The sequence below is a fragment of the Hallella seregens ATCC 51272 genome (assembly GCF_000518545.1).
GTDB lineage: Bacteria > Bacteroidota > Bacteroidia > Bacteroidales > Bacteroidaceae > Prevotella > Prevotella seregens.
Map to the genome: position 1 here is coordinate 1 of NZ_JADU01000012.1, position 21,170 is coordinate 21,170.

17 protein-coding genes and 1 tRNA gene are annotated in these 21,170 nt (G+C 59.4%); 6 read left to right on the forward strand and 12 right to left on the reverse strand.

The genetic code is table 11. The annotated features are described in order from the left end of the window. On the reverse strand, positions 1 to 1,195 hold a 1,195-nt coding region (locus tag L888_RS0105305; RefSeq protein WP_027952126.1), incomplete at its 3' end, for an ATP-binding protein. 158 nt (positions 1,196 to 1,353) lie between these two features. On the opposite strand from L888_RS0105305, the gene L888_RS0105310 reads away from it, so the two are divergent. The 5 genes from L888_RS0105310 (at position 1,354) to L888_RS0105330 (ending at position 7,895) form a co-directional block, all read left to right on the forward strand. After that, a complete protein-coding gene (locus L888_RS0105310; RefSeq protein ID WP_027952127.1) occupies positions 1,354 to 3,573 on the forward strand; it encodes a M6 family metalloprotease domain-containing protein in 2,220 nt (739 codons plus the stop codon). A gap of 12 nt (positions 3,574 to 3,585) precedes the next feature. Further along, a complete protein-coding gene (locus tag L888_RS0105315; protein ID WP_027952128.1) occupies positions 3,586 to 4,848 on the forward strand; it encodes an SGNH/GDSL hydrolase family protein in 1,263 nt (420 codons plus the stop codon). Positions 4,849 to 4,953: 105 nt separating this feature from the next. Next, positions 4,954 to 6,471 (forward strand): 2,3-bisphosphoglycerate-independent phosphoglycerate mutase, encoded by a 1,518-nt coding sequence (gpmI, locus tag L888_RS0105320; protein WP_027952129.1) that lies wholly within the window; start codon positions 4,954 to 4,956, stop codon positions 6,469 to 6,471. Positions 6,472 to 6,558: 87 nt separating this feature from the next. Beyond that, entirely contained in the window at positions 6,559 to 7,221 is a 663-nt protein-coding gene (gene ung / locus L888_RS0105325) for a uracil-DNA glycosylase (RefSeq protein WP_005845710.1), read from the forward strand. 35 nt (positions 7,222 to 7,256) lie between these two features. Continuing rightward, on the forward strand, positions 7,257 to 7,895 hold the full coding sequence (locus tag L888_RS0105330) for a DUF3109 family protein (RefSeq protein WP_027952130.1): 639 nt from the start codon (positions 7,257 to 7,259) through the stop codon (positions 7,893 to 7,895). Here L888_RS0105330 and L888_RS0105335 read toward each other — a convergent pair. From L888_RS0105335 to L888_RS0105365, 7 genes are all read right to left on the reverse strand, one after another. Continuing rightward, entirely contained in the window at positions 7,861 to 8,763 is a 903-nt protein-coding gene (locus L888_RS0105335) for an AraC family transcriptional regulator (RefSeq protein ID WP_027952131.1), read from the reverse strand. The two genes, L888_RS0105330 and L888_RS0105335, sit on opposite strands and share 35 nt — an antisense overlap. Before the next feature lie 11 nt (positions 8,764 to 8,774). After that, complete coding sequence (locus L888_RS0105340; protein WP_027952132.1) at positions 8,775 to 9,731, reverse strand: alpha-L-rhamnosidase N-terminal domain-containing protein; 957 nt, start codon at positions 9,729 to 9,731, stop codon at positions 8,775 to 8,777. Further along, positions 9,731 to 12,085 carry a glycoside hydrolase family 95 protein gene (locus L888_RS0105345; RefSeq protein WP_027952133.1) on the reverse strand — a complete coding sequence of 785 codons (2,355 nt, stop codon included), beginning with the start codon at positions 12,083 to 12,085 and terminating at the stop codon, positions 9,731 to 9,733. Before L888_RS0105345 ends, L888_RS0105340 begins: the two co-directional genes overlap by 1 nt. 155 nt (positions 12,086 to 12,240) lie before the next feature. Next, positions 12,241 to 13,254 (reverse strand): hypothetical protein, encoded by a 1,014-nt coding sequence (locus L888_RS0105350; RefSeq protein WP_027952134.1) that lies wholly within the window; start codon positions 13,252 to 13,254, stop codon positions 12,241 to 12,243. Positions 13,255 to 13,500: 246 nt separating this feature from the next. Further along, positions 13,501 to 15,474: a DNA topoisomerase (ATP-hydrolyzing) subunit B gene (gyrB, locus tag L888_RS0105355; RefSeq protein ID WP_005845721.1), complete on the reverse strand. Its 1,974-nt coding sequence runs from the start codon at positions 15,472 to 15,474 to the stop codon at positions 13,501 to 13,503. Between the two features lie 209 nt (positions 15,475 to 15,683). Continuing rightward, a complete protein-coding gene (gene rpsT, locus L888_RS0105360) occupies positions 15,684 to 15,938 on the reverse strand; it encodes a 30S ribosomal protein S20 (protein ID WP_005845723.1) in 255 nt (84 codons plus the stop codon). Between the two features lie 26 nt (positions 15,939 to 15,964). Then, positions 15,965 to 16,039, reverse strand: a tRNA-Glu gene (locus tag L888_RS0105365). Positions 16,040 to 16,147: 108 nt separating this feature from the next. Between L888_RS0105365 and recO the strand changes: the two genes are divergently transcribed. Further along, a complete protein-coding gene (recO, locus tag L888_RS0105370) occupies positions 16,148 to 16,870 on the forward strand; it encodes a DNA repair protein RecO (RefSeq protein WP_027952135.1) in 723 nt (240 codons plus the stop codon). 130 nt (positions 16,871 to 17,000) lie between these two features. On the opposite strand, the gene L888_RS0105375 is transcribed toward recO, so the two are convergent. From L888_RS0105375 to L888_RS0105390, 4 genes are all read right to left on the reverse strand, one after another. Continuing rightward, on the reverse strand, positions 17,001 to 17,453 hold the full coding sequence (locus tag L888_RS0105375) for a GatB/YqeY domain-containing protein (RefSeq protein WP_005845727.1): 453 nt from the start codon (positions 17,451 to 17,453) through the stop codon (positions 17,001 to 17,003). A gap of 32 nt (positions 17,454 to 17,485) precedes the next feature. Continuing rightward, positions 17,486 to 18,844 (reverse strand): cell division protein FtsZ, encoded by a 1,359-nt coding sequence (gene ftsZ / locus L888_RS0105380; RefSeq protein WP_084567342.1) that lies wholly within the window; start codon positions 18,842 to 18,844, stop codon positions 17,486 to 17,488. A 66-nt stretch (positions 18,845 to 18,910) separates the two neighbouring features. Further along, positions 18,911 to 20,359: a cell division protein FtsA gene (gene ftsA, locus L888_RS0105385; RefSeq protein WP_027952137.1), complete on the reverse strand. Its 1,449-nt coding sequence runs from the start codon at positions 20,357 to 20,359 to the stop codon at positions 18,911 to 18,913. A gap of 16 nt (positions 20,360 to 20,375) precedes the next feature. Beyond that, on the reverse strand, positions 20,376 to 21,170 hold the full coding sequence (locus L888_RS0105390) for a hypothetical protein (protein WP_005845733.1): 795 nt from the start codon (positions 21,168 to 21,170) through the stop codon (positions 20,376 to 20,378).

Here is a 21,170-nt window from a genome sequence, read left to right on the forward strand (position 1 = left end):
GTCCCTGCCTCACGTCCTGCACGAACTTGGCGATGCTGAACACCGACTCCCCGGCTGTCACGTGCGTGTAGAACGGCAGCAGGTAGCGCATGAACCCCTCCTCGACTTCCTGGTTGGGGAAGCCGAGCCGGTAGAGCTGGAACTCCTCGTCGTAGCTCCTGATGGTGAGGTAACCGCTCTGGTAGATGACGGGGATGGGGTTTTGCGACACGGAGTCGATGCTGTTGAGGAAGTCGGCCGACACCTGTTCCTCGGTGAGGTTGGGCAGCGGGTATCCGTCCTGCTTGAGCAACTCGACGAGATAGCTTGGTGTTCCGGTCTCGAACCAGTAGCTTCCGAACTTGAGCGTGTCCAGCGTGCAGAGCAGACTGAAGGGGTTGTAGATGCCGACGCCCCCCTCGACGAAGTGGTATCCGTCGTAACGCCGCTTGAGCCTGTCGCACGCCTCTTCATAGGTGATGCGGTTTTTCCCGGCCAGCTGGTGGAGCGTGGGCTCGAAGTAGCGGTGAATCTCCTCCTCGGTGATGCCGCAGAGGGCTTGGTAGCGTTCGTCCATGGAGAGGTCGAATAGGTTGTTCAGGTCTGAGAATACGCTGACCTTTCCGAACTTGGTAACGCCCGTGAGGAATCCGAGCCTGATGTATCGGTCCTGCGTCTTGAGCACGGAGTAGAAGGCCTTGAGCGTTGCACGGAACTCGGCCTGCAGGTTTTCGTTTCCGATGGCCTGCAGCAAGGGCTTGTCGTATTCGTCCACGAGCACCACCACGCGCTGGCCGGTCTGCTCGAAAGCCATCCGTATGATGTGGTAAAACCGCTCTTCCAAGGCTTTGGACTGGTGCTGATCGCCATAGATTTTCTCCCAAAGCTCCAGGTGTTTGGCCAGCTCTTCGCGCAGTGCATGGGCGGAATCGTAGTTCCGCGAGTTGAGGTCGAGATGGAGCACAGGGTATTGTGTCCACTCCTGTTCCAGCTTCTCGATGGCCAGTCCTTGGAACAAGTCCTTGCGTCCTGCGAAGTAAGCCTCGAAGGTGGAGATGAGCAGACTCTTGCCGAAGCGGCGCGGACGGCTCAGAAAATAGTAGCGGCCCATGCTGGCCAGCCGGTAAACCATCTCGGTCTTGTCCACGTAGGTGTAGCCGTCAGCGATGAGACTTTCAAAATTCTGTATGCCGATGGGGTATTTTTGTGTATCCATGCTTCGTTGTGCTTATGGGGCAAAGATAGCGAAAAGCGGTGTATTGGCAAAAGAAAAGCCCGTTTTTTATTTTCCTGCACGCGTTCTTTGCGCTTTCGTCGGAAAGTGGTAATTTTGCAAGGAGAACGAATCGAACGAATGTTTATTCAGAAATACAGATGAAAAAGATACTCATGACACTGGTCTTGAGTCTTGCGACCTTGGCCCTGAATGCCGTGCCCGCCCGCCGGGGTGTGTGGCGCACGGCCACGCTCAGCGACGGAAACACCGTGCGCGTGGAGCTACGCGGCGACGAACACCTGCATTACTGGCAGTCGGCCGACGGCCGGCGGTTCCTGCCCGACGGCGACGGCCGTTTCCGCGAAATAGACACAGAGGCCATGGGTGCCATGCGCCGCCGGGCGCAGGTGCGCCGCGAGGGGGTGCAGACACGCCGCCGGGCTGCCTTGCGCCGGGTCAAGACGAACCAAGGACTCTACGAGGGCAACCGGCGTGGACTGGTGATTTTGGTGGAGTTTGCGGACAAAAGTTTCCAGACGGCCAACGACAAGGTCTTCTTTACGCGGGTGGCCAACGAGCTGGGATTCCGTGAGGGCAACTTCAAAGGCTCGGTGAAAGACTATTTTCTCGCCCAGAGCAATGGTCGGTTTGTGCTCGACTTCGATGTGGTTGGCCCCGTGAAGCTGCCCAACGGCTATGCCTATTATGGCAAGAACGACGGCGAGGGCAACGAGCCCCATGCCGTGGAGATGGTGAAAGAGGCCTGTGAGGCGGCCGCCGACTCGGTGGACTTCGGCCGGTACGACTGGGATGGCGACGGCTATGTGGACCAGGTCTACGTGCTCTATGCCGGTCATGGCGAGGCCGACTACGGTACGGGCTCTGTCGGAACCCAAGGCGACGACGACGTGGTGTGGCCCCACGAGTGGACCATCAGCTCGGCCACGACCGTTTATGACAGCCGTGGACTTATCCAGCATATGGGCAAGCCGCTCGAACTCGACGGCGTGAAGGTGGACACCTATGCCTGTTCCAACGAACTCGACTACGCCGGCAAGACGGCGGGCGTGGGCACCATGTGCCACGAGTTTACCCACTGTCTGGGGCTGCCCGACTTCTACGACACCTCCAGCCAAGGCAGCAACTTCGGCATGGGCGACTGGGACCTGATGTGCAGCGGCAGCTACAACGGTGACAGCTACCGACCGGCCGGCTACACGGCCTACGAGAAGATGGTGGCCGGATGGCTGCAGCCCGTGGAGCTGAAAGCCGACACCCTTGTGGCCGACATGAAGCCGATGAGCGAGCATGGTGCCAGCTACATCATCCGCAACGACGGCCACGATGACGAATACTACCTGGTGGAGAACCGCCAGCGCACGGGCTGGGACACAGCGTTGCCCGGCCGCGGACTGCTGGTGACCCATGTAGACTATGATGAGAAGATATGGTTTTACAATGAGGTGAACACCACCGGCAGCAGTTCCTACACCAAGAACAACCACCAGCGGCTCACCATCTTCCATGCCGACAACAGTACAACCTACACCAGTCAGCAAACCGACCTCTATCCCTACGGCCAGAAAGATTCGCTCACGGCCACTTCGGTGCCCGCCGCCCGGCTCTATCACAGCAATGCCTCCGGCAAAAAGCTGATGGACGGCGCGCTGCTCGGCATCCAGCAGCAGGGTGGGGGCCTCATGACGTTCCGCTTCCGCGCCAACGGGGCGTCGGGTGGAGGCACGGTCGTTGACCCGTCCACCGAGGTGCTGCTGCACGAAACGTTCGACCAGTGTGCCGGCAATGGCGGCAACGACAACCAGTTCAACGGCCAGGTGGCTTCGGCCATGTTCACGCCTGACCTGTCCGGTTGGACCGACTATGTCCACGCCTATGGCGGCAAGCAGTGTGCCCGCTTCGGCACTTCGGCCTCGGTGGGCAGCGGCATGGTCACCTCGCCCGCGTTCACCCTGCCCGGCGACACGGTGGCCCTGAGTTTCCGTGCGGCCGGGTGGGACGCCCGCCGCGACGGCATGCAGCTGTTGCTCACGCTCAATGGCGGCAATGCCCGCTTCGTGGGCAGCAACGCCACGGACACCGTGCTGACCATGGCCAAGGGGCAGTGGGAGGTCTACAAGTTCAGGCTGGCCGGCAAGGGCAGCGCCTCGCTCACGTTCTCGCCCAGCAATCGCTTCTTCCTGGACGACGTGTTGGTGGAGCGGCCGCTGGCCACGGGCATCCGTGCCGTGGAGCGTAGGCCGCAGGACGGCTTGCGCAACGGCCGCATCTATACACTCGGCGGCCAGTATGTGGGCGTCGATTTGCAGCGTCTGCCCCACGGAGTCTATATACAGGACGGCCGGAAGGTGGTGAGATAGCATGCCCGTCTTATGAAAAGAAAACTGTTGTTGCTCCTGCTGTCGGTCGTGGTTGTAGCGGCCACGGCCCAACCGCCACTACCTGTTCGTCCCCGTCCGTTGCCCAGCCTGACCGGCCATTGGACAGGCACGTGGGCCACGGCCATGCAGATTCCGGTGAAGGCCTACATGCCTTACAACAACGAGATGACCAACCGTTCGGTGCGGCAAATCGTGAAAGTGTCGGCTGGGGGCGACATCCTGCGTCTCGAACTGTCCAACATCTTCTCCACGGAGCCCGTCGAGATACGCTCCGTCTACATTGCCCATGCCCTCGACTCCTTTCGCATCGACCCCGCCACGGCGCAGTATTTGCACTTCGAGGGGCGCGAGGAGGTGACGCTGGCACCCGGCAAGCGCGTCTGCTCGGATGCCGAGCGGTTTGCCTTGAGTCCGCTGGAGCGTGTGGCCATTACCATCAATTACCGCCGGGCCCCCAAGGTGCCGACGGTGCACATGGGGTCGCGCACCACCTCGTATATCCTGCGAGGCAGCAGCAAGCCGCATACCGACTTCTCGCGGGCATTCCGTTATGAGAAATGGTTCAACATCTCCTCGCTGGCCGTCTATGCCAACGATGTGCGCACGTTTGCCATTCTGGGCAACAGCATCACCGACGGCAAGGGCTCCACCACCGACCACCAGAACCGATGGCCCGACGAGATGAGCTTCAACTTGAACGGTGAACCGGCCGGCCGGCAGCAGCAGGAAGACGGCGTTCGCAAGCAGTTTGGGGTGCTCAATCTGGGGATAGGCAACAATCGGGTGCTGTCCGTGGGCTACGGTCAGCCCGGCCGCGACCGGTTCGACCGTGACATTTTGGGGCAGCCCGGCGTGACAGACGTCATCATCTTTGAGGCCATCAACGACCTGGGCAACAGCCGTGACGCACTGGTCACGGCTCGTGAACTGGCCGAGCAATACAGGCAGATGATGGAGAAATGCCGGCGGGCCCATTTGCGAGTCTACCTTGGCACCATCACGCCCATGAAGGGGGCGGGTTATTTTTCGGCCAACCACGAGGCCGGCCGACAGTGGCTGAACGAGTGGATACGCACGCAGAAAGAGGCCGACGGCGTGATCGACTTCGACCGGCTCATGCGCGATCCGTCCGACTCACAGGCCTTGCGCCCCGAGTGGCGGCTGGCCGACTGTCTGCATCCCAATGCAGCCGGATACAAAGAGATGGGGCGGCTGGCTGCCGAAGTGGTGTCTGCGGCAAAACCGCAGCTTTAAATCAATTTATGGATTTAGATTTTGCCAGTAGGCGAAAAGGTGGTAACTTTGCATAACCCTTTGGGTTAACGACAGTTTTAAAACATTAAACAGCAAAAGAATATTATGGCAAAGAAAGCTTTATTGATGATCCTCGACGGATGGGGATGCGGCAAGCATGGTAAGGGCGATGTGATTTTCAACACACCGACACCTTATCTCGACTATCTGTACGCAGTGAGCGCACACTCTCAACTCATGGCTTGCGGCGAAGATGTGGGGCTGCCCGACGGGCAGATGGGCAACTCCGAGGTGGGCCATCTGAACATTGGCGCCGGCCGTATCGTGTATCAGGACTTGGTGAAAATCAACAAGGCCTGCCAGAGTGGCGACATCCTGAAGAACAAAGGAATCGTCGAGGCTTACAGCTATGCCCAGAAAACGGGCAAGAAGCTCCACCTCATGGGACTCACCTCGACGGGTGGCGTGCACTCCTCGCTCGCCCATCTGTTCAAGCTCATCGAGGTGGGCAAGGAGTATGGACTGAAGAATGTCTTCGTGCATTGCTTCATGGACGGCCGCGACACCGACCCCAAGAGCGGTGCAGGATTCATTGGGGATGTCCAGAAAGTGTGCGAGGCCAACGATGCTCACATCGCCAGCATCGTCGGTCGGTTCTATGCCATGGACCGCGACAAGCGGTGGAACCGTGTGAAGGAAGCCTACGACCTGCTCGTCGAGGGCAAGGGAAAGAAGGCCGACGACATGGTGAAGGCCATGGAAGAAAGCTATGCCGAGGGCGTGACCGACGAGTTCATCAAGCCCATCAGCAACGCCAACGTGGACGGAACCATTCAGGAAGGCGACGTGGTTATCTTCATCAACTTCCGCAACGACCGTGCCAAGGAACTCACGCAGGTGCTCACCCAGCAGGACATGACCGAGGAGGGCATGCGCACCGTCAAGGACTTGAAGTTCTATTGCATGACTCCTTACGATGCCAACTTCAAGGGCGTGGGCGTGCTCTTCCCCAAGGAGAACGTGGAAGACACGCTTGGCGAGTACCTCTCCAAGCATGGACTGCGCCAGCTCCATACGGCTGAGACCGAGAAATATGCCCATGTCACGTTCTTCTTCAACGGTGGACGCGAGGCGCCTTTTGCCGGTGAAGACCGCATCTTGGTGCCGTCGCCGAAAGTGGCTACTTATGACTTGAAGCCTGAAATGAGTGCTTTCGAGGTGAAGAACAAGCTGGTGGGGGCCATCAATACCCAGCAGTACGACTTCATTGTGGTGAACTTTGCCAATGGCGATATGGTGGGGCACACCGGTGTTTACCACGCTATTGCCAAGGCCGTTTGGGCGGTGGACCAATGCGTACACGACGTGATCGAGGCTGCTAAAGCCAATGATTATGAGGCCATCATCATTGCCGACCACGGCAATGCAGACAATGCCATCAACCCCGATGGCTCGCCAAATACGGCCCATTCTCTGAATCCCGTGCCCTTTATTTACGTGACCAACAACAACTCGGCCACGGTGAAGGACGGCCGTCTGGCCGATGTGGCCCCCTCCATCCTCCACATCATGGGGCTGGAACAGCCGTCCGACATGACGGGTGAAAACCTGATTAAGGACTAATTAGCATGCTCTTTGCAGATGTCGCGGCGGATGTACCCGGTGTGCGTCGCCGCGCATCTGTTATCTTTTATATGCTTGCCAATCCGTATGGTCAACATCGAGACATCGTGGCATCGGGAACTTGAGCCCGAGTTTGCCAAGCCTTATTTCTCCGCGCTTGCCTCGGCGGTGCGCGAAGAGTACCGCCGGGGAGCGTGCTATCCTCCCGGACGGCTGATCTTCAACGCGTTCAATCTCTGTCCTTTCGACCGGGTGAAGGTGGTGATTATCGGACAGGATCCCTATCATGAGCCGGGGCAGGCCATGGGACTGAGCTTTTCCGTGCCCGAGGGGGTGATGATGCCGCCCTCTCTTCTCAACATTTTCAAAGAGATAGAAACCGACCTCGGGCGGCCCATGCCCCAGTCGGGCGACCTCAGCCGCTGGGCCGAGCAGGGCGTGTTGCTGCTCAATGCCACGCTCACCGTGCGTGCCCATCAGGCCAACAGCCACCAGAAACTGGGCTGGGACACGTTTACCGATGCAGCCATCAAGGCCTTGAGCACCCATCGGGAACACCTTGTCTACATGCTTTGGGGCGGCTATGCACGCAGCAAACGCTATCTCATTGACCAGCAGCGCAACCTGGTGCTTGAGTCGGTACACCCCTCACCACTCTCGGCCAACCGTGGCGGATGGTTCGGGCAGCATCAGTTCTCCCGCTGCAATGCCTATCTCCGTGCGCACGGAGCGGCTGAAATCGAGTGGTAGGAACCACATGAGGCGGGAGTTTGGAATAGCGTTTTATGGAACTTCACATTCTTCAGATAGGGGACGTATTGGTTTCCCCCGATATTTTCACCGAAAAATTCTGCTGTGATCTCGATGCCTGCAAGGGACGGTGCTGCGTTGAGGGCGATGCCGGCGCACCGGTAACGCTCGACGAGATAGGGAGCATTGAGTCCTGTCTCGACGAGGTTTGGCCCCAGCTTTCGGCTTCGGCCCAAAGCGTGGTCGACCGACAGGGCGTGGCTTATGCCGACCGTGACGGCGACTTGGTGACGAGCATTGTGAACGGCAAGGATTGCGTGTTCACTTGTTATGAGGATTTGGACGACAGGACAGACGGCCACACCATCCACAATTGCTGCCTTTGCGCCTTGGAACGAGCGTGCCATGACGGGCGCACCTCGTGGTGCAAGCCCATCTCGTGTGCCCTTTATCCCATTCGCGAGAAGCAGTTCGGTGGCGGCCTTGTCGGGCTCAACTATCATCGTTGGGACATTTGTCGGGATGCCGTGAAGAAAGGACGGGAACTCGACTTGCGCATCTACGAGTTTCTGAAAGAGCCGCTCATCCGGCGTTTTGGGCGGGCATGGTATGAAGAATTGTGTGAGGTGGGCGAAGAAATCAGGCGGAGAGTGTCTTCAGAGGCTTCTTCCTGAACACCGAAGGGCTTACGCCTACATGCTCCTTGAAGTATTTCCCCAAGAAGCTTTGGTTGGGGAAGTGCATCATTTCCGTGATTTCCTTGATGCTCTTTGTGGTGCTGCGCAGCAACGTGCGCAGCTCCAGCACGACGTAGTAGTCTATCCATTCGTTGGGCGTCTGATGGCTCACCTGCTTCACGGTTTCGGACAGATATTTCGCCGTGATGGACAGTTGGCGGGCATACCACCCCACCCGCCGCTCATGATAGAACTCTTGTTCCACCAGCCGCATGAACTCAATGTAGATGTGTTCAGCCCTCGTTCCCAGGGTTTGGCTGGTTGCCTGTATGCGTGAGATAGTATCGCCAGTGTCGTAGATCAGGGCCTGGATGAGCGAGCGAACCGTGTCGCGTCGGAACCGATGGCCCGTGTCGTCCACCTTGCGCTTGATGAGATGGAAGTAGTTGCCGGTGTTCTGCATTTCCTCCTCGGTGAGATGGAATACAGGATGCGTGCGCGAGAAAGTGAAGAGATAGGAAATTTCGTGCACGCCCGAGAGGACTTCGTAGAAGAACTGGTCTGAAATCACCAAGGCAATGCCCGTGCAGTCGGGGCTCTTATGGTAGTCGTCGGTCACCTGTCCGCTGTTGATGATGATGATGTCGCCGGCAAATACCGTGTGTTTGATGGTGTCCACGCTGTACTCCATGCTGCCACTCGTGCAGAGAGCCAGGATGAGTGCGCGCACGCGGCGTGGCTCTTGGGGGAAAGGAAGCCGGGCAATATCGTCCACGAGCGCGAGGTCATCATCGATGTAGCTGCCGTTGCTGGCTATCCGTGTACTCTCTACGGTAATCTCCTTGAGTTCTGTCTGATTGGTCATTTTCCCTGTCATCAGTGCAAAGGTAACGTATTTCTTTGAGAATCGGAAGCGCAGGAAGTCTCCAGTGCTTCCGCTTCAGTCACTTGGTCGCGCCGGAAGCGGCTGTCGCCGGTAAGCCGTGGACGCCGGTAGTTGTGGGTGAGGAACACCGGGCAGGCCTGTTCGTCCATTTCCCCGCTGCAGATATATTCCAGTCCGTCCATGCAGATACGTTCGCCCGGCAGGGCGTTGCGCAGGGTGAGTCGCAGCCGTCCGTGGAACCCCTGCCCGAACTCCAGCTCCACGCCCTTACCCACGGTCTCGATGTAGGAACAGCCGCGTCGGCGTACGATGTGTGGGGCAACGCCGTCGGTTGGCCGGTGCTTGTCGGCTGGCAGACTGCTTTCTGGCTGCTCGTCGGACCTGTCGGCCTGTGTCTCGGCACTGACCCACAAGGCCGGATCGAACCATGCCGTCCGCCATGCGGCGTTGTGCCGCCGACCGTCCACCCGCTCGCGGCCGTCGGTTGTCAGGCAGGAATTGGCCTTTCTGCAGAGCCAGTTGCCGTCGCTCCAGTGGCAGAACGGGGTGCCGTCGGCCGCACGGCCATGGAACGCCACGGAGATTTGCCTGGAGTTCAGATGCGGCCAGGCGGGCGAATAGGCAATGGCCACCACGTCGGTATCGCTGCGCAGGTAGGGCGTTACGTTGAAAGTCATGGCCACAGGAGCGTCGTCGCCCGTGGCCCGCGCTGGGTAATAGAGGGCCCGGCCCACGTTGCACTCGTTCACGTAGAGCTTGAAAAAGCCCGTGGTCACGACGGTGATGCTGGCATCGCGCGCACGGCCTGCGGGCAGGTAGGTCTGCCGAAACCACACGTGCGACGTGCTGTCGGGTTGCGGCATCCTTATCCAATGGGTGTCGAACCCCTGTGCGGCCGATGGCATCGCCCACAGGAGCAGGGCCAGAAAAGGCGTCAGCCGGTGCATCAGAGCGTCTTGGTTTTGCCCTTGCCCACGCTGATCGGCTTTACCCGGCCGTTGTAGCTCACGTTCACCTTGCCGCCCTTGCCGCTCGAAATCTCGGCCCACGTCACGCGTCCGTCTTTCCAGCCCATGCTCACCTCGAAGCCGCCGCGGGCCCGCAAGCCGCAAATCTCGCCCGCCGGCCAGGCTTCGGGCAAGGCCGGGAGCAGTTCGATGGTCTTGCCGTCGCTCTGCATCAGCATCTCGCACACGCCGGCGGTGCCGCCGAAGTTGCCGTCAATCTGAAAAGGCGGGTGCGCATCAAAGAGGTTGGGAAAGGTTCCGCCGTGCTGTTTCTGGGTGTGGGCCGGGTTTACATAGGCCAGCAGTTTCTGATAGATGCGGTAGGCTTGGCTGGCGTTGTGCAGCCGGGCCCACAGGTTGATGCGCCATCCGGTGCTCCATCCCGTGGTGCGCCCGCCCTTCATTTCCAGTGAGCGGGCCGCCGCCTGGGCCAGCTGGGGCGTGGCACCCACGGTGATTTGGTGACCCGGATAGAGCCCGATGAGGTGGCTTTGGTGCCGGTGGCAGGTGTCCTCGTCGGCCCAGTCGTAGTACCATTCGTTCAGGTCGCCCTGCCGGCCCACGGTGTAAGGATGCAGCCGGGCCAGCGTGTGGCGCAGCGTGTCTTGGTAGGCCCTGTCGCGGTTCAGCGTGCGCGCGGCTTCGAGCGTGTTGGTGAGGAGCTCGCGGATGATGGCCAGGTCGGCCGTTCCGCCGTACAGGGTGGCTCCCTTGTAGCCTTTGTCAGTCACGTAGTAGGCTTCGGGCGACGTGCTGGGAGCCGTTATCAGTTCCTCGGGATTCCGGGGATTGGGCACCAGCCAGTCCAGTATGAAGTCGCTGGCACCCCTCATCAGTGGATAGGCCGTGCCGGAAAGGTAGTCGCGGTCCTGGGTGTAGAGATAGTGGTCGTACACATTTTGCATGAGCCATGCCCCGCCCATGTTCCAGTTGCTCCACGTGGGGCTCTCTCTCTTCTCGCCCACGGGGTTGGTCATGGCCCAGATGTCCGAGTTGTGGCCACAGCTCCATCCCCGGCCGATGCCATAGTAGTTGCGGGCGTTGTGCGCGCCTGTTTGGGCCAGATTCTGGCAGAATGTGGCCAGCGGTGCAAACATTTCGGGCATGTTGGCCACGTCGCAGGGCCAGTAATTCTCTTCCAGATTGATGTTGATGGTATAGTTGCCGCGCCATGGGGCTTTCTTCTTTTCGTTCCACAATCCCTGCAGATTGGCCGGCACTCCCGGCGTGCGCGAGCTGCTGATGAGCAGGTAACGGCCAAACTGGAAGTAGAGCGCCTCCAGGTAGCGGTCGTAGGCGGGCTGGCTGCCGTAGGCGCGCAGCATGCTGTCGGTGGGTTGCGTGGCGTTGTAGCGACTGCCGTCGAGGGTGAAGCTCACCCGGTGGAAGATGGGCTGATAGTTGTCGAGGTGGCGTCTCAACAGGCTGTCGCAGCTGTAGTTGGCGAGATGCCAGGCGTCGTCCATGGCGTTCTCGATGTAGGGAGCCCCTTGGGTCACGGGGTGTTTGTCGTATCCGTTAAAGCTCGTCTCGTTCACCAAGTAGATGGTTGCTCCGTTGGCCCCCTTAACAATGAGGCTGCTGTCGGTGCGCTCCACTGAGCCGCCGTCGTTGCTCACTCGCAGCACGGTGCAGAAGTGGATGGTCTCCTGCGGGTCTCCTGCGGCGTTGCCGGTCATGATGATCTGGCGGTCGGAGGTCTTTGTGCCGTGGTCCACCTGCGAGCCGAGGCCGATGCTGCAGCTCAGCATGCCCGGGCGCGAGGCCCGCAGACGGACGGCAATCACCTTGTCGGGGGCCGAGGCGAAGTACTCTCGCGTGTAGGTCACGCCGCCGCGCACGTAGCGGTCGTGGCACACGGCGCTGTCGAGACTTAGCTGGCGGTAGTAGCCGGAGGCCTCGCCGGGCTGCAGGTCGCGGATGCGGAGCGTGCCCAACGGCTGGTAATACTGCGAGTTGGCTCCCTGCACACGGTGCTGCAGCGAGTCGGCCAGCCGGTAGTCTTCGCGGAAGAGGGCCTCGCGTATTTTGGGAATCCACACGTGCGCGTCGCTGTCGATGGTGAGATCCACGGGCTTTCCGCTCCAGAAAGTAATGTCGTTCAGGTGTATCACGTTGTCGTCGGGCCCGCCGTAGATGATGGCTCCGAGCTTGCCGTTGCCAATGGGCAGCGACTCTTCAAAGCATGTGGCCGGGCGATCGTACCACAGGCGCAGGGGTTGGTGTCGGGTCTGGGCGGCCAGCGGGGTGGACGACAGGAAGAAAAGGAACGTCAGGCAGTGGATTGTTTTCATTTCGTAGCCTTTACATGATAATGATGCAAAAGTACGTTTTTTTCGCCATTTTCCAAAGTTAAAGGCATAAAAAAGTCTGAACGGAAAGAGTCGGAATCCCTTTCCGTTCAGACTGTCATGGTGCCGACTGGCGCGGCGATGGGTGCGCGCGGTGTTTAGAAGCCGAAGAAATTGCAGAAGATGATGGCTGCCGTCCATACGGGATTGCGGCAGTCGCAGTAGCCCAGCGTCTTGGAGCCCTGTGTGGTGTCCACGCGTCCGCCACCCCTCACCTCGGCCACGGTGGCATTGGAGCCACTCACCGAGATGGAGCCGCCGCTGGTAACGTGGCAGACGAGGTTGCCCGAACGATCCTTGATGTCGCCCGACCAGATGCGGCCGATGCTCGAACCGCTGGCGTTGGTGATGTCGCCGTTGCCCTTGGGCAGGCATCCCACCACTTTGTGCGCCCAGTTGTAGACCACGCCATTCTCGTCAACGAAGCCGCGGGCACCGCCTTTCTGGATGCTATACTCGCGGGCTTTGCCCTGAGAGGAGCCGCCGCCGCGGCCCGCTGCATTGTTCGAGGCTTCCATGGCGGCCCGTCTTTTGGCGGCTTCTTCCCGTTGTCTGGCACGTTCGGCCTGTTCCTGTTTGAGTTTGGCCATGTTTTCCTTGGTTTGGCAGATGCCATAATAGAGGAAAGCTGCCTGTGGTTTGCTCATGCCTTCGTACATGCCCTCGACAACTCCGAACATATATACATGGCCTCCGTCGTCGATATGGCCAATGTTGTCTCCGCCCACACTCACCGCGCCGTTGCTTTCCAGCTTGATGTAGCCCGCGGTGCCGTGGCAGTCGATCGTGCCGTTGTCGTGGATATGGCCCACTTTTTGTCCGTCGTCGAGCACGACATCGCCGTTCTTTTCAAACGTGTAGGTGACCTTCTTGCCCTTGAGCTCGCCCGTCTCGTGGGTCTTGTCGAGAATGACCTGGCGCGTCCGGCTGCGGTAGACGCCCTCCGGTCCCAAGGTGTTGCTGAACTTGTGGTCGCCGTTGGCCATGTCTACAACCCCTTGGGCAGTCGTTGCAGTTTGCTTGATTTTCTTGATGATGCCCAGCTGGGCGTGTGCTGCTGCCGCGCCGATGACCCATGCGGCCAGCACGAGCAGCTGTCTTCTTGTTTTCATAGTGTTGCTTTTAAGAATGGAAATAGATGTTTTCACTTTAGATTTGAGCTTGTGATAAAGATACGGAGAATATCTATAACTCGGACGCAAAAGCCTTGCTTTTTATGGTTCTTCCCTTAAAAATCATGCCGGCGGCCCCTCCGGAAAACATTTGTCCCCCGGCTGCCGGGGGATGGCTGCCGGGGGACAAGCGTTGTGCGGGTGCTCCGTGGAGCGCACGGCCGGCCTTGGTCGCCGGCCCGTGGCCTATGCGTCGATGTTGGCGTAGGCGGCATTCTCCTCGATAAATTCGCGGCGCGGCTCCACGTCGTCACCCATGAGCATGGAGAATATCTCGTCGGCCTGGGCTGCGTTCTCGATGGTTACCTGCTTGAGCAGACGCTGGCCCGGGTCCATGGTGGTCTCCCACAGCTGCTCGGGATTCATTTCGCCCAGACCCTTGTAACGCTGCGTGTGGATGCTCTTGCCGTCGTCCACGCCTCCGGCATACTTGTCGAGGAAGGCCTGTCGCTGCTGGTCGTTGTAGCAATATTCGCTCACCTTGCCCTTGTAGGTGCACTTGTAGAGGGGCGGGGTGGCAATGTAGAGGTGTCCTTCCTCGATGACTTTCGGCATGAAACGGAAGAAGAGCGTCATGATGAGCGTGTCGATGTGCGAGCCATCGACGTCGGCATCGGTCATGATGATAATCTTGTCGTAGCGCAGTTTGTCGATGTTAGCCTCGCGGTCGTCCTCTCCTTCCACGCCGAAGCGCACGCCGATGCTCTGGATGATGTTCATCACCGACTCGGCCTCGAACACCCTGTGCCACTGCACTTTCTCCACATTCAGAATCTTGCCGCGCAGTGGCAGTATGGCCTGCGTGTAGCGGTCGCGGCCCTGCTTGGCCGAGCCGCCGGCCGAGTCGCCCTCGACCAGGAATATCTCGCACTGCTTGGGGTCCTTGTTGGAGCAGTCGGCCAGCTTGCCGGGCAGCCCTCCGCCGCTCATCACGCTCTTGCGCTGCACGCTCTCGCGGGCCTTGCGGGCGGCCACGCGGGCCGTGGCGGCCAGAATCACTTTCTCGCAAATCTGCTTGGCCTCGACGGGATGCTCCTCCAGATAGTTGGTCAGAGCCTCGCCCACGGCCTGGTTCACGGCCCCCGATACCTCGCTGTTGCCCAGCTTGGTCTTGGTTTGGCCCTCAAACTGCGGCTCGGCCACCTTGATGGAAATCACGGCCGTGAGCCCCTCGCGGAAGTCTTCGCCGGCCACCTCAATCTTGGCTTTCTCTATCTGTTTGGAGATTTGCGCGTCGTTGTCGGCATAGTTTTTCAGCACGCGGGTGAGGGCCATGCGGAAGCCTGTGACGTGGGTTCCACCCTCGATGGTGTTGATATTGTTCACGTAGGAGTGCAGATTCTCCGAGTAATCTGTGTTGTACATGATGGCCACCTCGATGGGGAGGCCCTGCTTTTCGGTCTTCAGATAGATCACGTCGTCGAAGAGATGCGTGCGGTGCCGGTCGATGTAGCGCACGAATTCCTTGAGTCCATCTTTGGCGTGGAACACCTCGCGGCGCGTCTTGCCCTCGTCGTTGGGGCGCAGATCGGTCAGTGTGATGCGGATGCCGGCGTTCAGAAAGGCCAGCTCGCGCATGCGGCGGGCCACGATGTCCCACTGGAACGTGGTCGTGGTGAAGATGCCGGCGTCGGGCCAGAACTGCTGGCGCGTGCCGCGACGGTCGGTCTCGCCGATGACCTTGACGGGGTAGAGTGGCTTGCCTTTCTCGTATTCCTGCTGGTAAATCTTGCCGTCGCGGAAGACCTGAGAGAGCATGTGGCTGGACAGAGCGTTCACGCAACTCACGCCCACGCCGTGCAGACCGCCGCTCACTTTGTAGGAGCCCTTGTCGAATTTGCCGCCGGCATGCAGCACGGTCATGACCACTTCGAGTGCACTCTTGTGCAGTTTCTCGTGTTCATCCACGGGAATGCCGCGGCCGTCGTCCTGCACCGTGCACGAGCCGTCCTCGTTGAGCGTCACCTCGATGTCCTGGCAAAAGCCTGCCATGGCCTCGTCGATGGAGTTGTCCACCGTCTCGTTGATGAGATGGTGCAGACCCTTTTCGCTGATGTCGCCAATGTACATGGCCGGGCGTTTGCGCACGGCCTCAAGGCCCTCCAGCACCTGAATGTTGGAGGCTGAATAATTATCTTCCGAATTGAGAATGTCTGCCATTTGTTGTTTTGCGATTGTTTGATGCAAAGATACTAAAAAATCGGCATACCGAGAAAACTTTGCCGCCGAAATTACGGTGCAAACGGCGGATTGTCACGGGCGGCCGACGACGGGCCGCGTCCCTGCGAAGCCTGTGGACCGAAACGATTCAAGGCCGCGTATCACGAGGATATGCGACCTTGTATGGTATGAACCGGTGCAAGCGGCGCTTAGCCGAGCTTGTTGACGTGGAGGGCCAGACTCGACTTCAGATTGGCTGCTTTGTTGGCGTGGATGATGTTGGTCTTGGCCAACTTGTCCAGCATCTTCTGAACTACAGGGTACAGTTTAGCGGCCTCTTCCTTGTCCGTGAGCGAGCGGAGCTTGCGAACGGCATTGCGCATGGTCTTTGCGTAATACTTGTTGTGCAGCGTTCTCGCCTTGGTCTGGCGGATTCTCTTGAGTGATGATTTGTGATTTGCCATCTTTGTTTCTACTTTATTTTTCTCAATGGTAGTCCCTAGGAGAGTCGAACTCCTCTTTAGAGAATGAAAATCTCTCGTCCTAACCGATAGACGAAGGGACCGTCGGCTTTAATTTTGCGGGTGCAAAGTTAGTACTTTTTCTTTATCCGGCCAAATTTCCAGACGGAATTTTTCGCTAATTGCTTGGTTTTTCGTATTTTTGCGACCGTATGGAAATCCGAACCCGGGCTGTTGTGCTCCATGCGCTCAAATATGGAGAGTCTCAGCTCATCGTCGATGTGCTGACGCGCGTGCAGGGCCGCCTCTCCTTTATCTGCCATCTGAGCCGCTCCGGCCGCGGCCGCACGAAGAAGCAGTTGTTCCAGCCGCTCACCGTGCTCGAGCTGGTGTTCGACCACCGGCCGGCGCTGCAGCTGCAGCGTTTTCGCGACCTGCGCTTGGCCGCCCCCTTTGTGTCGATACCGTTCGACGCGGCCAAGCTCTCCATTTCGCTCTTTACTGCCGAGTTCCTGACGCACGCCACGCGCGGCGAACTGCAGAACGAACAGCTCTACGACTACGTGGAGCGCAGCATCGCCTGGCTGGACAACGTGACATCGGGCTACGCCAATTTCCATCTGGTTTTCATGATGAGGCTCTCGCGCTTCATCGGTTTCTTTCCCAATCTGGCCGACAATGTGCGCGGGGCATGGTTCGATCTGCGCAACGGTTGCTTTGTGCTGCGCCAGCCGGGCCACCCCGACTATCTGCGTCCCGACGAGGCCTCGCGCATCGGTTTGCTCATGCGCATGGACTTTGACAACATGCGTTTCTTCCGCATGTCGCGTCAGGAGCGCAACCGCTGCACGGAGATTATCCTCTATTATTACAGGCTTCACGTGGCCGGCTTCCCGGAACTCAAGTCGCTGGACGTGCTGCGCGAGTTGTTCTGACGGTGCAACGGGCCTACGAAAACGCCGTAACCGCCGCGCCATTACGGTGTAATGACGCGGCGGTTACGGCGTAAAGGCGATGCGATGAGGCCGTGGACGTAGCGCGTTGGAGGCCTCGCGGGCCGCGGGCTTAGGCCAGCAGCCGGCGCACGATGGCGGAGATGGCCTTGCCGTCGGCCTTTCCGGCCATCTGTTGGGCGGCCTGGCCCATCACCTTGCCCATGTCTTTCATGCCGGATGCACCGGTCTGGGCGATGATGGCCTGCACCTGGGCCTCGACCTCCGCCTCGGTGAGCGGCTGGGGCAGATAGGCTTTGATGACGGCCACCTGGGCCAGTTCGGCGTCGGCCAGCTCGCTGCGGCCCGCGCCGTTGTAGGTGGCTGCGCTCTCCTCGCCCTGCTTGGCGAGCTTCTGCAAAATCTTCAGGGCGGCGGCATCGTCGAGCGTGTCGTTGGCCCCAGGGGCCGTCTTGGCCTCGATGAAATACTTCTTGATGTTGCGCAGGGCTTCGAGGCGCACCTTGTCGCGCGCCTTCATGGCCGTGCGGATGTCGCTGCTCACTTGGTCGAATAGTGTTGCCATGGCTGTTTCCTTTCTGTCAATGCTGGTGAAGACTACACGCCGAAGTTGATGATGCCCGGCGTGGGGTCTGTATTCTCCTCGGGTTCGGGCTCGAGTTTCACGCCGTTGGCCTGGTTGCGGATGGCCTCGAGCGTCTGCCGCGTGCGCTTGTAGGTGGGTGTGTTCTCCACGGCCAGGATGACGTCTTCATTGTCGAGGTCGGCCTGACTGAAGAGGAAGATGTGCGGCCGACGCTTGTGCTGCGTGTTGCTCACGTCGTTACCGTAGTAGCGGTCGCGGCGGTCGCGCTTCTCGGCAGCGCGCTCTTCGGCCTCGGCAATGCGGTTGGCCTCCTCCTGCGAGTGGCGGCCGCGGTGGCTCATGGGCTCTACATCCTTCACGCCGAAGCCGGTGGCGAGGATGGTCACCTTGACTTTCTTGCCCAGTTCGGGGTCGGTGCCCACGCCCCACTTGATTTCAAAGTCCTCGCCGAACTTGGCCATGAAGTCGTTCACGTCGTTCATTTCTTCCATCATGAGGCCCTGATTGTCTTTCTTCTCGTCGCAGAAGTTGATGGAGAGCAGTATCTTCTTGGCGTTGAACACGTCGTTGTCGTTGAGCAGCGGCGAGTTGAGGGCGTCGTCGATGGCCTGTTTCACGCGGCCCTCGCCCTCGCCGTAGCCGGTGGACATGATGGCCACGCCGCCGTCCTTGAGCACGGTCTGCACGTCGCGGAAGTCGAGGTTGATGATGCCGTGCATGGTGATGATCTCGGCAATGCTCTTGGCAGCCACGCTCAGCGTGTCGTCGGCCTTGCCGAAAGCGTCGAGCAACGTGAGGTCGGGATAGATTTCACGTAGCCGTTCGTTGTTGATGACGAGCAGCGCGTCCACGTGCTTGGCCATCTCCTCAACGCCGTCGAGGGCCTGGTCTATCTTCTTGGGGCCCTCGAAGCGGAAAGGAATGGTGACGATGCCCACGGTGAGAATGTCCATGTCCTTGCTGGCTTGGGCAATGACGGGCGCGGCACCCGTACCGGTGCCGCCGCCCATGCCGGCGGTGATGAAGGCCATCTTGGTGCCGTCGTTGAGCATGCGGCGGATGTCGTCGATGCTCTCGAGGGCGGCCTCGCGGGCGCGCGCCGGACGGTTTCCGGCCCCGAGACCCTCCTTGCCGAGCTGCAAGTGCACGGGCACGGGCGAGTCGTTGAGGGCTTGGGCGTCGGTGTTGCAGAGCACGAACGACACGTCGTGGATGCCCTCGCGGTACATGTGGTTCACGGCATTGCCGCCCCCACCACCTACGCCGATGACCTTGATGATGCTGTCCTTCTGGTCGGTGTCGCCGAAGTCGAGGATGGACGGCTTCTGGTTTTCAGTATTGTAATTGTTGTTGCTGTTGTCTGACATCATATCTGGCTGTCTTTAAATGGGTGTGATTCTCTGTTGTGCGTCACTGCCGTGGCCCGTCGGGGCGGCTTATTTGTCGTCTTCCTCGTCCTCGACCATCTTCTTGCCGAAAGTCTTGAGTCCGGTGAACACCTTGTGTAGCAGGGAGTTTTCGCGCTTGCGCCGCCGCTCCTCCTCCTCGGCTTCTTCGGCGCGTCGCCGTTCCTCCTCTTCCTGCAGTCTGCGCAGCCGGGCTTTCTCGGCCTCGGCTTTCTCGGCCTCGGTCTGCACGATGCCCTTGCCGGCGGTCTCAATGAGGGGGCGCGGACTCTTGGGGCCGTCGGCCAACGGGGCGGCCGCGGGGGCGTCGGTGGCAAAGAGCGTGCTGCTGAATTCGTCGCCGGCGCAGTTCATATCGCCACGGGCGAGCAGACCCAGCACGGTGCACATGGTGGCGTCCTTGGCCGTGATGGCCGGGTGGTTGGACTGGATGGTGTGCGACACGAAGCGCGCCACGCGTATCTTGTCCAGGCGGGTGTGGTTGCGGAAGGCGCGCTCTATGTTCTTCATGTTGGAGCCGCCGCCCGTGAGGACGATGCCACCAAGCAGTTTGTCGTAGTATTCGCTGGGCACCTGGCACCACACATTCTCGATAATCTCCTGCATGCGGGCCTCTACAATGTCGACAAACTTGCTCATTTCCACCGAGCGCTCGCCGTCAATGGGGTAGGTCTGGGTTAGGTCAATGTCGTTGGGGTCGGTGTAGGCGCTGGCGAATTTGAGCTTCATCTGCTCGGCGTCTTTCTCCTCCATCTGCAGCGAGGCAATGTCTTTCGTGATGTTGTTGCTGCCCAGAGGGATGACGGCCAGGTGGCGCACGATGTTCTTATTGTACACGCAGACGGTGGTAGTGTCCGAGCCCAGGTCGACGAGCACGCAGCCGCCGCGGCGCTCGGCATCGGTGAGCACGGCATCGACCAGGGCCAGCGGCGACAGATAGACCTCGGCAATGGCGATGCCGGCGTTGTCGAAACACTTGTTGAAGTTGCGGTAGAACGACTTGCGCCAGAGTATGTTGATGAAGTTTCCCTCGAGGTGTCGGCACTGGATGCCCACGGGGTCGAGCTGGTATTGGTTGTCAATCTTGTATTCCTGAATGGCCACGTCCAGAATCTCCTGCTCGGGATACTGCATGCTGCGGTTGGCATCCATGAGCTCGATGACCATGTCCTGGGTGACGATGGTGTCCTGGGGCAGCTCCTTGACCGTGGTGTTCTTGATGCTGCGGATGGATTGCCCGCCCACGCCCACATAGACATGAGCTATCTTGGCCTTGAGCGCGGTCTCGAGTTTCTTGACGATGGTGGAGATGGTCTGCACCGTCTTGTCCACGTTGTAGACCACACCCTTGCGTATGCAGGTCGTAGAGTCTTCCTTGACGACAGCCAGCACGCTGATGCTTCCGTCGAGGTTTTTCTTGCCTGCAATACCGGTCATCTTGGATGAACCCAGTTCTATTGCTACTATAAATTCTGCCATTGGTATGTGTTATAAATCAGTTCAAACTTCGTTTTTTACAGATAATCTGGTTGTCAAACTCGATGTTGATATAGGCATACTTGTTCCAACCGGCCTGCGAGAGGCCGTATTTGTAGAACTTTTCCAGCCGGTCCATCTTGTGGTTGACGTAGTCGGTGACGAGCTTTTTCCGCTGACCCGTGTGCCGTGTCTCGGGCAGCCGCCCGATGTAGACGATGTGGTCGCCCACGCGCGGCACCAGTTCGATGCCGTGGTCGGGCAGCACATGGATCTGCTCTATCTGGTTGCGCCACAGGTCGCTGGCCGTAAGGGCATTGGCCAGATGGGACACGTAGTTGCGCGCATACCACTGGTTGATGTGTCCCGAGGCGATGATGAGATCGCTGGTGTAGTGGGAGTTGGGCATGATGCTGTTGTTGTCGTCCAGATAGTAGTCCTCGCCGTTGTCTGCTTTGATGCGCAGGGTGGGCATGCGTTGGGTGAGGGTGATGCACACGTGGCCGTCCTGCGTCTTGTAGCACTCGGCATTTTTGACAAAGGGGCTCAGCTTGAGCATCTCCTCAATGCGGCGTGCATTGACCTGCTTCATGGGCTGGTTGAGCGGGTAGAGCCGGTTGCGCTCCAGCCGCGACTTGATTTCTCCGGCCGAGATAAAGCCGTTGGTGGCCTCGTCCTGGATGTTGATGTTGACCTGGGTGCACACGTAGGCGGCCTCGTTCGGCTTGTTGAACGCGGTGAAGGCAACGATGATGTAGGCGCCAAGCACCACATCGAGTGCACCCAGGACTACCTTTCTCCAGTTGATGTGCAT

Coding starts and splice junctions, on each gene's coding strand:
- L888_RS0105310 (WP_027952127.1), top strand. CDS start 1,354: ATGAAAAAGATACTCATGACACTGGTCTTGAGTCTTGCGACCTTGGCC.
- L888_RS0105315 (WP_027952128.1), top strand. CDS start 3,586: ATGAAAAGAAAACTGTTGTTGCTCCTGCTGTCGGTCGTGGTTGTAGCG.
- gpmI (WP_027952129.1), top strand. CDS start 4,954: ATGGCAAAGAAAGCTTTATTGATGATCCTCGACGGATGGGGATGCGGC.
- ung (WP_005845710.1), top strand. CDS start 6,559: ATGGTCAACATCGAGACATCGTGGCATCGGGAACTTGAGCCCGAGTTT.
- L888_RS0105330 (WP_027952130.1), top strand. CDS start 7,257: ATGGAACTTCACATTCTTCAGATAGGGGACGTATTGGTTTCCCCCGAT.
- L888_RS0105335 (WP_027952131.1), bottom strand. CDS start 8,763: ATGACCAATCAGACAGAACTCAAGGAGATTACCGTAGAGAGTACACGG.
- L888_RS0105340 (WP_027952132.1), bottom strand. CDS start 9,731: ATGCACCGGCTGACGCCTTTTCTGGCCCTGCTCCTGTGGGCGATGCCA.
- L888_RS0105345 (WP_027952133.1), bottom strand. CDS start 12,085: ATGAAAACAATCCACTGCCTGACGTTCCTTTTCTTCCTGTCGTCCACC.
- L888_RS0105350 (WP_027952134.1), bottom strand. CDS start 13,254: ATGAAAACAAGAAGACAGCTGCTCGTGCTGGCCGCATGGGTCATCGGC.
- gyrB (WP_005845721.1), bottom strand. CDS start 15,474: ATGGCAGACATTCTCAATTCGGAAGATAATTATTCAGCCTCCAACATT.
- rpsT (WP_005845723.1), bottom strand. CDS start 15,938: ATGGCAAATCACAAATCATCACTCAAGAGAATCCGCCAGACCAAGGCG.
- recO (WP_027952135.1), top strand. CDS start 16,148: ATGGAAATCCGAACCCGGGCTGTTGTGCTCCATGCGCTCAAATATGGA.
- L888_RS0105375 (WP_005845727.1), bottom strand. CDS start 17,453: ATGGCAACACTATTCGACCAAGTGAGCAGCGACATCCGCACGGCCATG.
- ftsZ (WP_084567342.1), bottom strand. CDS start 18,844: ATGATGTCAGACAACAGCAACAACAATTACAATACTGAAAACCAGAAG.
- ftsA (WP_027952137.1), bottom strand. CDS start 20,359: ATGGCAGAATTTATAGTAGCAATAGAACTGGGTTCATCCAAGATGACC.
- L888_RS0105390 (WP_005845733.1), bottom strand. CDS start 21,170: ATGCACATCAACTGGAGAAAGGTAGTCCTGGGTGCACTCGATGTGGTG.